The sequence below is a fragment of the Anaerobacillus sp. MEB173 genome (genome assembly GCF_052119505.1).
GTDB lineage: Bacteria > Bacillota > Bacilli > Bacillales > JBJMAU01 > JBJMAU01.
The window spans coordinates 39773-55055 of record NZ_JBJMAU010000020.1 but is presented as its reverse complement, the minus strand read 5'-3'; the positions used below and the strand labels follow the sequence as shown (position 1 = coordinate 55055).

The 15283-nt window shown below is 37.5% G+C and carries 16 protein-coding genes; 15 read left to right on the top strand and 1 reads right to left on the bottom strand.

The window, feature by feature from the left end; all coding sequences use genetic code 11:
- The first annotated feature begins 174 nt into the window (after positions 1–174).
- The 9 genes from ACJ2A9_RS20920 (at position 175) to rsmI (ending at position 7232) form a co-directional block, all read left to right on the top strand.
- The gene (locus ACJ2A9_RS20920; protein WP_441423640.1) at positions 175–372 is read left to right on the top strand and encodes a sigma factor G inhibitor Gin; all 198 of its coding nucleotides are present in this window, start codon (positions 175–177) and stop codon (positions 370–372) included.
- Between the two features lie 427 nt (positions 373–799).
- Positions 800–2239, top strand: a complete 1440-nt coding sequence (locus tag ACJ2A9_RS20915; RefSeq protein WP_441423639.1) for an aminotransferase class I/II-fold pyridoxal phosphate-dependent enzyme — start codon at positions 800–802, stop codon at positions 2237–2239.
- A gap of 37 nt (positions 2240–2276) precedes the next feature.
- Positions 2277–2927 (top strand): dTMP kinase, encoded by a 651-nt coding sequence (gene tmk / locus ACJ2A9_RS20910; protein ID WP_441423638.1) that lies wholly within the window; start codon positions 2277–2279, stop codon positions 2925–2927.
- 21 nt (positions 2928–2948) lie between these two features.
- Positions 2949–3278 (top strand): cyclic-di-AMP receptor, encoded by a 330-nt coding sequence (locus ACJ2A9_RS20905; RefSeq protein WP_441423637.1) that lies wholly within the window; start codon positions 2949–2951, stop codon positions 3276–3278.
- A 28-nt stretch (positions 3279–3306) separates the two neighbouring features.
- Complete coding sequence (holB, locus tag ACJ2A9_RS20900; RefSeq protein ID WP_441423636.1) at positions 3307–4296, top strand: DNA polymerase III subunit delta'; 990 nt, start codon at positions 3307–3309, stop codon at positions 4294–4296.
- Between the two features lie 5 nt (positions 4297–4301).
- Complete coding sequence (locus ACJ2A9_RS20895) at positions 4302–5129, top strand: PSP1 domain-containing protein (RefSeq protein WP_441423635.1); 828 nt, start codon at positions 4302–4304, stop codon at positions 5127–5129.
- Positions 5130–5144: 15 nt separating this feature from the next.
- A complete protein-coding gene (gene yabA / locus ACJ2A9_RS20890) occupies positions 5145–5498 on the top strand; it encodes a DNA replication initiation control protein YabA (protein WP_441423634.1) in 354 nt (117 codons plus the stop codon).
- A gap of 61 nt (positions 5499–5559) precedes the next feature.
- The gene (locus tag ACJ2A9_RS20885) at positions 5560–6303 is read left to right on the top strand and encodes a tRNA1(Val) (adenine(37)-N6)-methyltransferase (protein WP_441423633.1); all 744 of its coding nucleotides are present in this window, start codon (positions 5560–5562) and stop codon (positions 6301–6303) included.
- 59 nt (positions 6304–6362) lie between these two features.
- On the top strand, positions 6363–7232 hold the full coding sequence (rsmI, locus tag ACJ2A9_RS20880; protein ID WP_441423632.1) for a 16S rRNA (cytidine(1402)-2'-O)-methyltransferase: 870 nt from the start codon (positions 6363–6365) through the stop codon (positions 7230–7232).
- A 111-nt stretch (positions 7233–7343) separates the two neighbouring features.
- Here the strand turns inward: rsmI and ACJ2A9_RS20875 are convergent, their stop codons facing one another.
- Positions 7344–7631 (bottom strand): AbrB/MazE/SpoVT family DNA-binding domain-containing protein, encoded by a 288-nt coding sequence (locus ACJ2A9_RS20875; RefSeq protein ID WP_441423631.1) that lies wholly within the window; start codon positions 7629–7631, stop codon positions 7344–7346.
- Positions 7632–8490: 859 nt separating this feature from the next.
- Here ACJ2A9_RS20875 and metG point away from each other — a divergent pair.
- From metG to yabG, 6 genes are all read left to right on the top strand, one after another.
- Complete coding sequence (metG, locus tag ACJ2A9_RS20870) at positions 8491–10446, top strand: methionine--tRNA ligase (protein WP_441423630.1); 1956 nt, start codon at positions 8491–8493, stop codon at positions 10444–10446.
- A gap of 100 nt (positions 10447–10546) precedes the next feature.
- A complete protein-coding gene (locus ACJ2A9_RS20865; protein WP_441423629.1) occupies positions 10547–11314 on the top strand; it encodes a TatD family hydrolase in 768 nt (255 codons plus the stop codon).
- Between the two features lie 230 nt (positions 11315–11544).
- The gene (locus ACJ2A9_RS20860) at positions 11545–12744 is read left to right on the top strand and encodes a ubiquitin-like domain-containing protein (protein WP_441423628.1); all 1200 of its coding nucleotides are present in this window, start codon (positions 11545–11547) and stop codon (positions 12742–12744) included.
- Positions 12745–12909: 165 nt separating this feature from the next.
- Positions 12910–13470, top strand: coding sequence for a ribonuclease M5 (rnmV, locus tag ACJ2A9_RS20855; RefSeq protein ID WP_441423627.1), 561 nt, complete (start codon positions 12910–12912; stop codon positions 13468–13470).
- The gene (gene rsmA / locus ACJ2A9_RS20850; RefSeq protein WP_441423626.1) at positions 13463–14338 is read left to right on the top strand and encodes a 16S rRNA (adenine(1518)-N(6)/adenine(1519)-N(6))-dimethyltransferase RsmA; all 876 of its coding nucleotides are present in this window, start codon (positions 13463–13465) and stop codon (positions 14336–14338) included. The genes rnmV and rsmA overlap by 8 nt, the downstream gene beginning before the upstream one ends.
- A gap of 56 nt (positions 14339–14394) precedes the next feature.
- Positions 14395–15264 (top strand): sporulation peptidase YabG, encoded by an 870-nt coding sequence (gene yabG, locus ACJ2A9_RS20845; protein WP_441423625.1) that lies wholly within the window; start codon positions 14395–14397, stop codon positions 15262–15264.
- The last annotated feature ends 19 nt before the right edge of the window (positions 15265–15283 follow it).

The window sequence follows — 15283 nt, the reverse complement described above, 5'->3', positions numbered from 1 at the left end:
AAAGAAAAACACATCCAATTGGGTGTGTTTTTTGTTTTTTTTCATACAGACATACACGGTCAAGAATGTTGGAACATATAGTTAAATAATTGAATCAATAATATTTAAAAAATTATAAATAAATGTATAGCTTCCTTAATCTCTGGGAACAACTGGATACTGGAGGTGGAACTGGTGGGAATAGTTAATGAAAGGACGAATGGGGAACTCTGTTTGATTTGTGAGGAATTAAAGGAACCAAGTATCCATTTATTTGGTCATTCAATTTGCGAAGACTGTGAACGGGATATCGTTAAAACAGAAACGGATGATCCAAATTATCAATTTTATTTAAAACAACTACGTAAAATTAAACTATCAACTTCGATTTAATAGTCTATTAGATTAGATGGGAACACAAATCCTTGGAATGGATTTGTGTTTTTTCATTTGAAGATAAAAAGCATAAAAAATTCGCAGATGTCTAGCTTCAGCGCCTAGCCGCTCGAGGTCACTTCGGTCTGTTAAACGTGTCCTAAAGACGGGACTCTTATTGTCGGCCCTCCAGTGAAGCTACTGCTTTCGAAGCTCCCTTGCAGCTTTGCGACGAGGAATTTTCGCTACGAAGCATTTCTTGTAGACACAGGAGCACGGTATCTGCTCCTACGATTACTCGTCGCATGCCAGCACCGAAGTAATACAAGCAGTGGGCAGACTGATCAAGGCGCTTTCGCTTTTCTTAAGAAGCAATTGCATTTCTTGAAAAAGAAACATAAGATTATAGTTAGTAAGTTGATAATTGAAGGGAAAGCAAATCAAAATGAGCAATGAGCAACAACGAACACCATTATATGACGTATTAAGAAAATACTTAGAAAAAACACCAACATCTTTTCATGTTCCCGGTCATAAAAATGGGACCGTTTTTCCTAGCATTGGCAGGGGTTTATTTGAAAATTTGCTAGCGATTGATGTTACGGAAATTGAAGGGCTTGATGACCTCCATGATCCTACTGGACCTATTAGTGAGGCTCAGCAATTAGTTTCAAGCTATTATAGTACATTAGCTAGTTTTTTTCTCGTTGGCGGGTCAACAGTAGGTAATCTAGCTATGATATTGGCTGTTTGTAATGTTGGGGATACGGTTTTAGTTCAACGCAATTGCCATAAATCAGTCATCAATGGACTTAAATTAGCGAAAGTAAATCCAGTATTTTTAAATCCGACTGTAGATGATGCAGCTAAGGTTGCCATCGGTTTATCGGTTGAAACGGTAAAGGAAGCAATTGAGAAATATCCACATTCAAAGGCGTTGCTTTTAACAAATCCTAATTATTATGGGATGACAATCGCTATAAAAGAAATGATTGAAATTGCTCATCAATATAACATCCCTGTGCTTGTTGATGAAGCACATGGTGCACATTTTGGGATTGGATCAGGTTTCCCAAAATCTGCAATAGCTAATGGTGCAGATATCGTTATCCATTCCGCACATAAAACATTACCGGCAATGACGATGGCTTCTTATCTTCATTTTAATAGTTATTTAGTGGATAAAGAGAAAATACGCTATTATTTACAGGTACTACAATCGAGTAGTCCTTCTTATCCGCTAATGGCATCGTTGGATTTGGCACGTTATTATCTAGCGCAGCTTTCTAAACAGGATGTTAACATGATCATCAATGAAATCAATTTTTTTCGTAATCAATTGGAGCGGATTCCGCAAATTAGTGTTGTCCAAGCTGTGAAAGGGTCTTACATTCTCGATCCATTAAAAATAACCATTCAGTCACAGTGTTCATTATCAGGTTTTGAACTACAGAAATTGTTAAATGGTGTGGGGATTTATACAGAATTAGCTGATCCGTATAATGTCCTCTTTGTTATGCCATTAGCACATACAGCAATAAAAAATGAGCAGACGATAGCAAAAATAGAACATGTATTACAAAAATTCGAACCTGTAAATAGATTGAACGTGAAAATTTCAAACAATTCGAAAAAAATTAAGGAATTAGCGCTTTCGTATAGCGACATGACGAGCTTATCTGTAACAAAGGTGCCACTTAAAGAGGCTATCGGGAAAATTGCAGCTGAGGATATTATTCCATATCCACCAGGAATTCCTTTAATAATAGCAGGAGAGCAAGTAAGTCATGAAGAAGTAAGTCAAATTGAAACACTTGTAAAAACAGGAGCTCGCTTTCAAGGAGGACAGTTGTTTCTGGAAGAAGGAATGAAAGTGTTCAATTGAACATGAAAATTTTACTATAGATTAGGGGTAGGATTTTTTGAAGGGATTATTTATTACATTTGAAGGACCAGATGGATCAGGAAAATCTACACAAATAAAAAAACTAGCACAATATCTTACAGAAATGAATATTAAATATATACAGACACGTGAACCTGGTGGAACAGTGATAAGTGACAAAATTAGAGCCATTCTACTAGATCCTGAACATCAGGAAATGATTAATGAAACAGAGGTACTTCTTTATGCGGCATCCCGAGCACAGCATGTCAGGGAAAAAATTATGCCAGCATTAGCAGAAGGAAAAATCGTTTTATGTGATCGTTTTGTTGATGCCAGTGTTGCTTATCAAGGGTATGGATTAGGAATCTCCATCGATCAAGTGAAAGCCATTAATGAGTTTGCTACAGGCGGTTTAGTTCCTGATCGGAGCTATATGATTGATCTTCCAGTAGAGGAAAGTAGACGCAGGCTGATAGCTCGTCAAGGTCAAGAATTCTCAGTTGATTTAGACCGGATTGAACAAAAAAAGCAATCCTATCATGAGGCAGTCCGCCAAGGTTTTCATGAGATATACAACAAAGAGCAGTCTCGTATATGTTTAGTTGATGGAAATCAGTCGATTGACTCGTTATTTTCATTGATAAAATCAGACTTCACATTACTGTTTAGAAAACACAACCAATAAAAATGTTACTAGGGGGTTAACATGAAGTTAATTATAGCCGTTGTGCAAGATAAAGACAGTAACCGTTTAATGAATGCACTTGTGAAAAAGAACTTTCGTGCAACAAAGCTGGCTAGTACAGGTGGCTTTTTAAAGTCGGGAAATACAACATTTATGATTGGGACGGAAGAGGAAAATGTTGCGACTGTCCTAAGTATTATTAAAGACCATTGTCAAAGTAGGGACCAGTTATTAGCCCCAATTTCGCCTATGGGAGGAAATGCAGATTCCTATGTTCCATACCCTGTAGAAGTACAAGTAGGCGGTGCTACAGTCTTTGTTGTCCCTGTAGAACAGTTTGAACAATTTTAATGAAAAATAATAGATGGTGTTGAAGAAAATGAATTGGACACAGTTAGAAACGAAACAAAGGAAAATCGTTAAAATATTAAAGAATGGAATAGAAAAAGATCGCCTATCACATGCATACTTGTTTGAAGGAAGCATGGGGACTGGGAAGAAGGCGATTGCGATTCAGTTAGCGAAGAGCTTCTTTTGTAAAGAAAGAAGCAAATTTGAGCCCTGTGGTGATTGTGTTGATTGTAAACGAATTGATTCAGGCAATCACCCAGATGTGCATATTATTTCTCCTGAAGGTCAATCTATTAAAATTGATCAAATTCGTCACATTCAAAAAGAGTTTTCATATCGCGGAGTTGAATCAAGAAATAAAAAGGCTTATATTATTGAGCATGCTGATTCTATGACTGTACAAGCTGCCAACAGTCTATTAAAATTTTTGGAAGAACCGGACGGGAAGACAATCGCAATTTTATTGACTGAACAGGCACAACGAATGTTAAAAACAATTTTATCCAGGTGCCAAGTACTCTCATTTGTCCCATTAACAACAAAAGATATAGCGGACCAACTAGTAAGTGATGGAATTTCTGCTCCTTTAGCAAGGCTTGTTGCTGAAATAACAACAGATTTAGAAACTGCAAGGGAAATTTGCAGTGATGACTGGTTTGCACAAGCACGAAATATAGTGATACAATTAGCTGAGGAAGTAAAGTCTAGACCACATCAAGTTTTATTATCTTTGCAAGATCAATGGCTTGTCCATTTTAAAGAGAAGAAACAACTGGATCTCGGTTTAGATCTATTACTTCTATGGTATAGAGACGTATTGTTTTCGCACTTAGAAGATAATGATCAACTTGTCTATATTGATCAAAAAGATAAATTAGAAAGTCATGCTCTCTACAGCTCACAAAGGATGGTTAGTGAACAGATGATGGCTATTCTTGAAGCAAAAAGACGTCTAAGTGCAAATGTTAATCCACAGCTATTGATGGAACAGCTGCTGCTTAGATTACAGGAGGGATAATCATTGTGCATCATGTAGTTGGTGTCCGTTTTAAAAAGGCGGGGAAAATATATTATTTTGATCCAGTAGATTTAGAAGTCTCAAAGGGTGAATTTGTGATCGTAGAGACTGCAAGAGGGATCGAATTTGGTAAAGTTGTTATTGGAAGAAAGCAAGTAGGGGAAAAGGATGTTGTTCTTCCATTAAAACGCGTACTACGCATTGCGAACAGTAAGGACAAGCTTACAGTTGAAGAAAATAAAGCTGCCGCTAAAAAGGCATTCGAAACGTGTATCGAGAAAATCAGTGAACATAACCTAGATATGAAGCTTGTTGATGTTGAATATACATTTGACCGTAACAAAGTACTGTTCTATTTTACTGCTGATGGCAGGATCGATTTCCGCGAACTAGTAAAGGACTTAGCAGCAATATTTCGGACAAGAATTGAGCTTAGACAAATTGGTGTCCGTGATGAAGCAAAAATGCTAGGTGGAATTGGTCCTTGTGGCAGAGTTCTTTGTTGTTCTTCATTTTTAGGTGATTTTGAGCCTGTTTCTATTAAAATGGCAAAGGATCAGAGTTTATCATTAAATCCTGCAAAAATATCTGGACTATGCGGTCGTTTAATGTGTTGTTTAAAATACGAAAATGACAGCTATGAATCAGCGAAAAGAGAGTTACCGGATATCGGGAGGGAAATTGAAACTCCTCATGGTAAAGGACGCGTTGTTGGTCTTAATATTTTAGAACAAATGGTTCAAGTTGAGGTTTATGAACAAGAGCGAGTTCTTGTTTTTAGTTTAGATGAGTTAATTGAGTATGGTACAGTTTCCGCTCAAGCCACAAAGTAATGAGGTGGAGGTAACGTGGAGAAAAAAGAAATTTTTTCCCGAGTAAGTCATATAGAGGAAAAGATTGGCGGCCTACATCATGAATTAGGAGAATTAAAAGAGCAGTTAGGTCTTCTGTTGGAAGAAAATCAGCAGCTAATCATGGAAAATAATCATCTCCGAAAGCGATTAGAAGAAGCCAATGACAGGCCTCAAAAGAAAACAAAGCCTGAAACAAAGAAGAAAAAAGGAAAGCCTGATGTTGGTGAAGGATATGATAATTTAGCGAGGTTGTATCAGGAAGGTTTTCATATTTGTAACCTGCATTATGGAAGTATTCGAAAAGAAGGCGATTGTCTCTTTTGTTTATCTTTTTTAAATAAAAAGTAATTTTGTCTTTCCATAACGGAGAGACTTTTTTTATACTTATAAAAATAGTGAGGAAATAGTGATGGTAACTTTAAATGAAGGTGAACGATTAGATTATTTATTACATGAAGATTTGAAAATTGTACAAAGTCAGCAAGTGTTTTCTTTTTCGATCGATGCCATCCTTTTAGCTGCATTTGCCTACGTTCCAATCCAAAAAGGAAAGATTGTTGATTTATGTACAGGCAATGGTGTCATTCCGATAGCTTTAACCAAGCGGACTAAAGCACATATTCTTGGTGTTGAAATTCAAGAACGACTTTACGATATGGCAGTTCGAAGTGTACAAGTGAATCACCTCGAACAGCAAATACAAATGATAAATGCAGACATTAAGGAGCTTCCAAAAAGAATAGAACATGGCCAATTTGATGTTGTTACATGTAATCCTCCTTATTTTAATACGATAAGTGAAGATGAGTTAAATCGTAATGAACATTATGCAATTGCCAGACATGAAATCTATTGTACATTGGATGATGTTATTAAAGTTAGTAGTCAACTCGTGAAGCAAAAGGGCAAAGTGGCACTTGTTCATCGCCCAGGACGATTAACTGATATCATTACATTAATGAGAAAATATCGAATTGAGCCGAAGCGGATTCAGTTTGTTCATCCGAAAAAAGATAAGGATGCCAATATGATTCTTATTGAAGGAATGAAGGATGGAAAACAGGATATAAAGGTGTTACCCCCGATTTTTGTCTATAATGAGAATAATGAATATACAAAGGAGTTTAGCGACATTTACTATGGACGAATATAAAATTAAACAGCTAAAACGGAAATAAAAAGAGCAATTAATTGCAGAAGAGAGGATTTCTTATGTGGCAACAGAAGAGCTATAGCAGCGAAGGTGAAACGGGTGCTTTATACCTCGTCCCTACACCTGTAGGTAATTTAGAAGATATTACCTACCGTGCAGTCCGAATGCTAAAGGAAGTTGATCTTATAGCGGCAGAAGATACAAGGCAAACGAAAAAGCTATGTAACCATTTTGAAATTGATACAAAGCTGGTCAGCTATCACGAACATAATAAAGAAAAAAGCGGCTATCATCTAATCGAACAGCTTAAGGATGGGATGAATATAGCACTTGTCAGTGATGCTGGGATGCCTGCCATATCAGATCCAGGCTATGAGCTAGTAGTAGCAGCAATAGCTGAACAAATCGCTGTTATTCCGTTACCGGGGGCAAATGCAGCACTTCCTTCTTTAGTGGCATCAGGACTTAACTCAGAACGGTTTTATTTTTTTGGATTTCTTAACCGTCAAAAAAAACAAAAGGTACAGCAATTAGAAGGAATTAAGCTTATTCCAGTTCCAATCATCTTTTATGAAGCTCCTCATCGCTTAAAAGAAACATTAAAGACGTTATTAGAGGTTTTAGGAAATCGACATATCTCTGTTACCCGGGAGTTATCAAAGAAATATGAAGAGTTCATTCGTGGAACGATTGAAGAACTTCTTCAATGGAGTGAAACAAATGAGGTGCGTGGTGAGTTTTGTCTTGTTGTAGATGGAGCAATGGAAGGTGAGGGACAGGAAGAGGACTGGTGGGCAGAATTAACTGTGATGCAGCATGTGAATCACTATATTTCCCTGAAAATGACGAGCAAAGATGCAATAAAACAAGCAGCTAAAGACCGAAACGTACCAAAAAGAGAAGTCTATGCGGTCTATCATTCAGAATAAGAAAGAAAAAGACTTTGTCCATACATTGACAAAGTCTTTTTCTTCCACCGATTATAGCTGAGAAGGGAAAAGCAATAAATTAAAGCAAAAGCGCTTACACTTCTCGCAAATTTATTTACTAACTTTTTGTAGATAACCTTGAAGTTCGTTAATTAACTCTTGAGCACCTTGTGGGCTTAAAATAATTTTCCCGCCTGCTAAAGCAAGGTTCTCATCAGAAACTTCACCAGTAATTTGACAAGTCATATTAGGCTTGTATTTCTTTAAAATAATACGGTCGTTATCAACATAAATTTCTAGTGCATCTTTTTCAGCAATATCAAGTGTACGACGTAGCTCAATTGGAATAACAACACGACCTAATTCATCAACTTTACGAACAATACCTGTAGATTTCATAAATAATTTTCTCCTCTCAGCTTACAACTATTTATTTTTTATGTCATTTTTCGACAAAATCTTTGTAAACTAAGAATACCAGCATTTCCAAAAGAAGTCAATTCAATTATTTAGAAAAAACAAATAGATTTCCCCTTATTAATTTTATTAAACCCCTTATTATCAACGTTTCTAATAAAAAAAGGGGAGTCATTGTTCCATAAATTTACACATTTATTCGTTCGAATTTCTATAACTGAAACGAAAAAAGCACCATTAAGGGCATTTTTCCGTGAAGATAATTCGACAAAAATATCGAATTTTACCGAGTTGATGTCGATATTTCGACAATCGTAATATTTTTTACCTTGTATAATTTAAACTAAGTAAGGGAATATCTGTTACAAAATATTGAAAAGTCGAGCGTACCTTGACAGTCAACGATAAATTTAGGTATATTTTGATGGAAGAAAAGGTAAATTGATACTAGTCCGATGAAGGGATGAGTACAAGTGGAATCCTATGAAAGAGAGCCGGGGAAGCTGAAAACCGGTATAGGTTGAACCTTGGAAGATGGTCCAAAGAGGATTTGCTTTCGAGTTGAAATTCAATAAGGGAGCAACGTGTTCTAGCGTTAATGGAAGAAGTCACTTTAAAAGTGTAGAGTTTAGAGTGTAGAGTTTAGAGTTAAAACCCTCTTGAGTACCTCAAGGTGTATATTAACTTTCAACTTTCAACTTTTAACTGATTTTAATGACTTGTTGAGCCCTATGTTTGTGAGAACTAGGGGAATTTGGGTGGTACCACGTGAGATAACTCTCGTCCCTTGGCGGATGAGGGTTTTTTATATTTTGTAAATTTATAATTAGGAGGAAAAATGATGGGAGAACAAAACAAAACTTTTTATTTAACGACACCAATTTATTATCCAAGCGATAAATTACATATCGGACATGCTTATACAACAGTAGCTGGCGATGCAATGGCCCGTTATAAGCGTCTGCGAGGCTATGACGTTATGTATTTAACAGGCACGGATGAACACGGTCAAAAGATTGAACGCAAAGCTGCCGAGAAAGGGGTAACCTCGCAGCAGTTTGTGGATGAGATCGTAACAGGAATTCAAGAACTATGGAAACGGCTTGATATTTCATATGATGATTTTATTCGTACAACAGAAGATCGCCATAAGAAAATCGTTGCAAAAATCTTTGATCAGTTAGTTTTACAGGGTGATATTTACTTAGATGAATATGAAGGAATGTACTGTACTCCTTGTGAATCCTTCTTTACGGAAAGACAATTGACTGAAGGAAATTGTCCAGACTGTGGCCGGCCCGTTGAGAAAGTAAGAGAGGAATCTTATTTCTTTCGAATGAGTAAATATGCCGATAGACTTCTTCAGTATTATGAAGAAAATCCTGAATTTATTCAACCAGAGTCCCGAAAAAATGAAATGATTAATAATTTTATCAAGCCGGGTCTTGATGATCTAGCTGTTTCCCGTACATCGTTTGAATGGGGAGTGAAAGTTCCAAATAATCCAAAGCATGTTGTCTATGTTTGGATTGATGCTTTATCTAACTATATTACAGCACTTGGTTATGGTACTGATAATCAAGAAAAGTATGAAAAATATTGGCCAGCTGATGTCCATTTAGTAGGCAAGGAAATCGTTCGTTTCCATACGATTTATTGGCCGATTATGTTAATGGCTCTTGACTTACCATTACCAAAAAAAGTATTTGGTCATGGCTGGCTTCTCATGAAAGACGGGAAAATGTCCAAATCAAAAGGGAATGTCGTTGATCCGATACCGTTAATTGATCGTTATGGGCTAGATGCACTACGTTACTATTTATTACGTGAAGTTCCTTTTGGTTCTGACGGTGTATTTACACCAGAAAGTTTTGTTGAAAGAGTGAATTTCGACTTAGCGAACGACCTCGGGAACTTATTAAACCGTACTGTTGCCATGGTGAACAAATATTTTGATGGAAATATTCCAGCTTATACAAAAGACGGTACCGAATTTGATGCGGCTCTTGTCCAATTGACTAACGAAACGGTAACAAAAGTGGAAAATGCAATGGAGGATATGGAGTTTTCTGTAGCCTTAACAGCAATATGGCAACTTGTGAGCCGAACAAATAAATATATTGATGAAACTCAACCTTGGATTCTTGCTAAAAGTCCGGAATCTCTTCAACAATTAGGCTCTGTTATGTATCATTTAGCAGAATCGTTACGTTATATCTCAATATTAATCCAACCATTTATGACAGAAACACCAAAAAAGATGTGGCAGCAATTAGGGATTTCAAATGAAATAACAGCTTGGGAAAGTATGGAACAGTTTGGGAAAATTCCGTCAGGAGTAAAAGTTCAAAAAGGCGAACCAATTTTCCCGCGACTTGAGGTTGAAAAAGAGGTTGAACAGATTGTCACGGATATGGGTGGAACTCTCGTTTCAGCTGAGGAAGAAGTCCCAGAAATTGAAGCTCCTGATGTTGATGAAATAACGATTGATGATTTTATGAAAGTGGATCTTCGCGTCGCTCAGGTTATTGCAGCTGAACCAGTGAAAAAAGCGAACAAATTGCTAAAAATTCAGCTTGACCTTGGCTACGAGAAAAGACAAGTCGTTTCCGGAATTGCAAAATATTATAAGCCAGAAGATTTAGTTGGGAGAAAAGTCATTTGTGTAACAAATTTAAAACCAATAAAGCTTCGCGGTGAATTATCACAAGGGATGATTTTGGCAGCATCAAATAATGATCAATTAACACTCGCTACAGTGGATCAAAACTTACCAAATGGTTCGCAAGTAAAGTAAAATATCACAAGATTAACAGGGAGGAACAGCCTGTTAATCTTGTTTTTATTAAAAATTATTTTTGAATAATGATACAAGTAAATGTTGGAAGGAGATCAATATGTTATTTGATACACATGTCCACTTAAATGCAGATCAATTCGATGAGGATTATGAGCAGGTCATAGAAAGAGCCCGTAATGAAGGGGTTTCAAATATGGTTGTTGTTGGGTTTGACCTAAAAACAATCAAAAAAGCGATGGCTTTAGTTGAGCAATACGATGATATATATGCAGTTGTTGGCTGGCACCCAGTTGATGCGATCGACTTTACTGAAGAAGATTTAAAATGGATTGAACAGTTGGCTACGCACCCAAAAGTTGTCGGATTAGGTGAAATGGGGTTGGATTACCACTGGGATAAATCACCAAAGGAAATTCAGAAAGAAGTATTCCGAAAGCAGATCCGTTTAGCGAAAAAGGTTAAGCTGCCAATTGTTATCCATAATCGAGATGCAAGCCTTGATATCGTGACGATTTTGAAAGAAGAAGGGGCACATGAGGTTGGCGGAATTATGCACTGTTTTGGCGGGAGTATCGAAATTGCCAGGGAATGTATGGACATGAACTTTTATATTTCCTTTGGAGGGCCAGTGACATTCAAAAACGCAAAAAAACCAAAAGAAGTGGCGAAAGAAATTCCGATGGATCGACTCTTAATTGAAACCGATTGCCCGTATTTAGCACCACACCCATACCGTGGAAAGCGCAATGAACCTGCTTATGTGAAGCTGGTCGCTGAACAAATCGCTGAATTAAAAGGGATCTCACTTGAAGAATTGGCACAAAAAACAACCGACAATGCCAAAAAAATATTTGACATAAAGTGACATGTTTCTTTGTCGGTTCGACGATAGGCTTGTCTAATCAATGTTTGAAATTAACAAGTTCTACATTTGTCTACTAGAACATAAGGTAGACTTGTCGATAAATTTTTGTTTATTTTTTGAACAAGATCGTTGATAATACGAATTATGATTTACCGGCAAGGCCAAGTAAAGTTGACAAGTGTAGAAGAAGTAGGTATAATTTCGACCTTGAGAGGGGAGAGTTAAACACTATGAAACCGAACATGAAAAGACTTTTTTCCGATCTGTTTACTGGGAAAAAGCTGATCATGTCCATTACAAGTCTGTTAATTGTCCTTGGAGTTATTAGTTTTGCAGCGTATGAGCTGACAAAAACAAAGGTAACACTGGTTGCTCATGGAGAAGAAGTAGAAATTAAATCCCATGCAAAAACAGTGGAAGAGTTGTTAATGGATCGTGACATCATTGTAGGGAACTATGACTATGTTGAACCGTCTTTAGAAACAGCAGTAAAAAATAATTTAAGAATAGAGTGGAAACAAGCACAGCAAGTATATTTTACCAATAATGGTGAAACAACCGATACTTGGACGACAGCGGATACAGTTGAAGAACTAATCGAAGAGCTGAACATAGAGGTAGGCGAATATGATGAAATTAAGCCTGCTCTTACGACACAAGTTACAAATGAAATGAATATTACGTATAATCGTGCCTTCCAAGTTACCCTCCAAACAGACGGGGAGGAAAAGGAAGTGTGGACGACTTCGACTACTGTCGCTGACCTTTTAGATAGTGAAGAGATCACTTTAGGAGAGCTTGATCGTGTTGAGCCTGCTAAAGAAGAAGCTATCACAGATCAGAGTATCGTAAACATTATAAGGGTGGAAAAGGTCACCGATGTAGTGGAAGAATCAGTTGACTTTGCAACAGTCACCAGAAAGGATAATTCTTTGGCACAAGGAAAAGAAAGTGTCATCGAGCCTGGAACAAAAGGGCGTGTTGCAAAGCATTATGAAGTCATTTATGAAAATGGTAAAGAAGTTGCCAGAGAACTTGTGAAAACAGAGACAATGGAAGCAAGTAAAGATCGTGTTGTAGCAGTCGGCACAAGAGTCCAACAATCAGTTTCACGTAGTGCAAGTCCTCCACCAAGTGGCGGCAAGGTGTTAACAATGACGGCGACTGCTTATACGGCGAATTGCTCTGGTTGTTCAGGAATTACCGCAACAGGAATTAACCTGAATAATAACCGTAATGCAAAGGTTGTTGCAGTAGACCCAAATGTGATCCCGTTAGGTACGAGAGTGCATGTTGAAGGCTATGGTAATGCCATTGCTGGGGATACTGGCGGTGCGATTAAAGGGAATAAAATCGATGTTCATGTCCCAACCAAGTCAGATGCCAGCAGTTGGGGACGTAAATCCGTAAAGGTAACAATTTTAGATTAGTTTCAATGCACAGAGTCATCGCTCTGTGCTTTTTCTTATGTATATGTTTTTACTACGATGTTCTTTCCTGTTTTCGAAGTAGCATTTACATATTAGACGATTTATACTAGCAATAAGTTTCAAGCTTTTTGAAAAAATAATTCATTTTTTGTATTTGGAGGTTTTATGAAGATTAAGGAGATAATCGTAGTTGAGGGACGTGACGATACAACAGCAATTAAGAGAGCTGTTGATGCAGATACAATTGAAACGAACGGGTCTGCAATTGGTGCCTCTGTAATAGAACGTATTCGCTTAGCACAGGAGCGAAGAGGAGTTATTATTTTAACTGACCCAGACTATCCAGGGGAAAGGATTCGCCATATTGTTAGTCAAAAAGTTCCTGGGTGTAAACATGCCTTTCTGCCAAAGAAAGAAGCCATTTCAAAGAAAGGCGATGATTTAGGGGTTGAGAATGCTTCACCAGAAGCAATTAGAGCAGCATTAAATAATGTCAAAGAAGAGATGGAGAATCCCTCAGAACAAATTCCTTGGCAGGATCTTATACTGGCAGGGCTAATTGGTGGATCCCGGGCCAAGGAAAGACGGGAGAAGCTTGGGTTATTATTAAAAATAGGCTATACAAATGGGAAGCAGCTATATAATCGCCTGCTCATGTTCAAAATAACAAGAGAGGAATTTGCAGAGGCGATGAGTCAAGTATTAGAGGAGGAAAAGGATGAATAAAGATATTGCAACCCCACTACGGACAAGAGCTATTTTAGAGAAGTATAATTTTTCCTTTAAAAAAAGTCTCGGACAAAATTTTTTAATTGATACAAATATATTAAATCGCATCGTTGATAGTGCAAATCTTACATCAGAATCCGGGGCGATTGAAATTGGTCCCGGAATAGGCGCTTTAACTGAGCAACTGGCAAAACGAGCAGAAAAGGTTGTTGCCTTTGAAATAGATCAACGTTTACTACCGATATTAAAGGATACGTTAAGTCCATATCCACATGTTAAAGTCATCCATTCAGATGTCTTAAAAGCAAATGTAAAAGAGGTCATAGCAGAAGAATTTCGGGAAAACCAGGATATACATGTAGTTGCAAATTTACCATATTATGTAACAACGCCGATACTAATGAAGCTACTTGAAGAGAAGCTGCCAATACGAGGAATTGTCGTAATGATTCAAAAAGAAGTGGCAGACCGGATCGCTGCAAAGCCAGGGACAAAAGACTATGGGTCATTGTCTATTGCTGCACAGTACTATGCAAGAGCTGAGACGGTATTCACGGTGCCAAAAACAGTCTTTATTCCGCAACCAAATGTAGACTCTGCAATTTTACGATTAACATTGCGTGATAAACCGGCAGTAGACGTGGTCGATGAGGCGTTTTTCTTTGAGGTGATACGTGCAAGCTTTGGACAAAGAAGAAAGACAATTTTAAATAACTTGAGAAACAATTTAGCAACGAAAGAACAAAAGGACCTTATAGAAGAAGCGCTCCAAGAAGCAGACATTGACCCGTCACGAAGAGGAGAAACGCTCTCAATGGACGAATTTGCGTGTTTAAGTGAGGAACTATATAAACGATTTAAATAGCTAGTAAGCACCGATTTTTCCTTTGATTCATAGGCTAAACAGAGGAGGAATTGGAGATGAAATTAAAAGTAGGCGACATTGTCGCAAGGCTTTCTTATAATTGTGACGTTTTATTTCGCATAAAGAAAATAAATAATGAGACCAGCTTGGCTGAATTAACCGGCGAAGACGTTCGATTGATAGCCGATGCTCCATTACATGATTTAAAATTAATTGATGATCAAGAGATCAATCTGCGAAGAAAAGTGGAGATCGAACGGCAAGAGGATTGCTATCGTCTTTTTAACCAAGATTATAAATTAATCCGACAAAAAAGCGAATATGAGGTAACATCAGGATATGCAAACGCTAAATCATATTTCGAACTCCCGGGGCGTGTTCTTCACATTGACGGCGACCCCTTATATTTAAAAAAGTGTTCCGAGGTTTATGAAAAACTTAAGGTGCCGGTTTATGGCGTCCATATAGAGGAAAAAGAAATGCCTAACCAAATCCTTTCTCTACTTGAGATGGTTCGGCCGGATATCCTTGTGATTACAGGACATGATGCGTATTTAAAAAATAAAGGTTCGAGTGACGATATAAAATCGTATCGGAATTCCAAATATTTCGCTCAAACAGTTAGAGAGGCGAGGAAGTTTTCCCCGCATCTGGATCACTTAGTTATCTTTGCTGGAGCTTGTCAATCTCACTTTGAGAACCTTATTAAAGCTGGAGCGAATTTTGCCAGCTCTCCCGAAAGAATTAATATCCATGCGCTAGACCCTGTCTATATCGTTGCCAAAATTAGCTTAACCCCCTTTATGGACCGTGTCGGGGTATGGGACGTGTTACGAAATACATTAACAGGTGAAAAAGGATTAGGTGGAATTGAAACGAAAGGGATTTTACGTCGAGGTATGCCTATTAAGCAACAAGAATCCTAATGTAAATAACACTAATAAT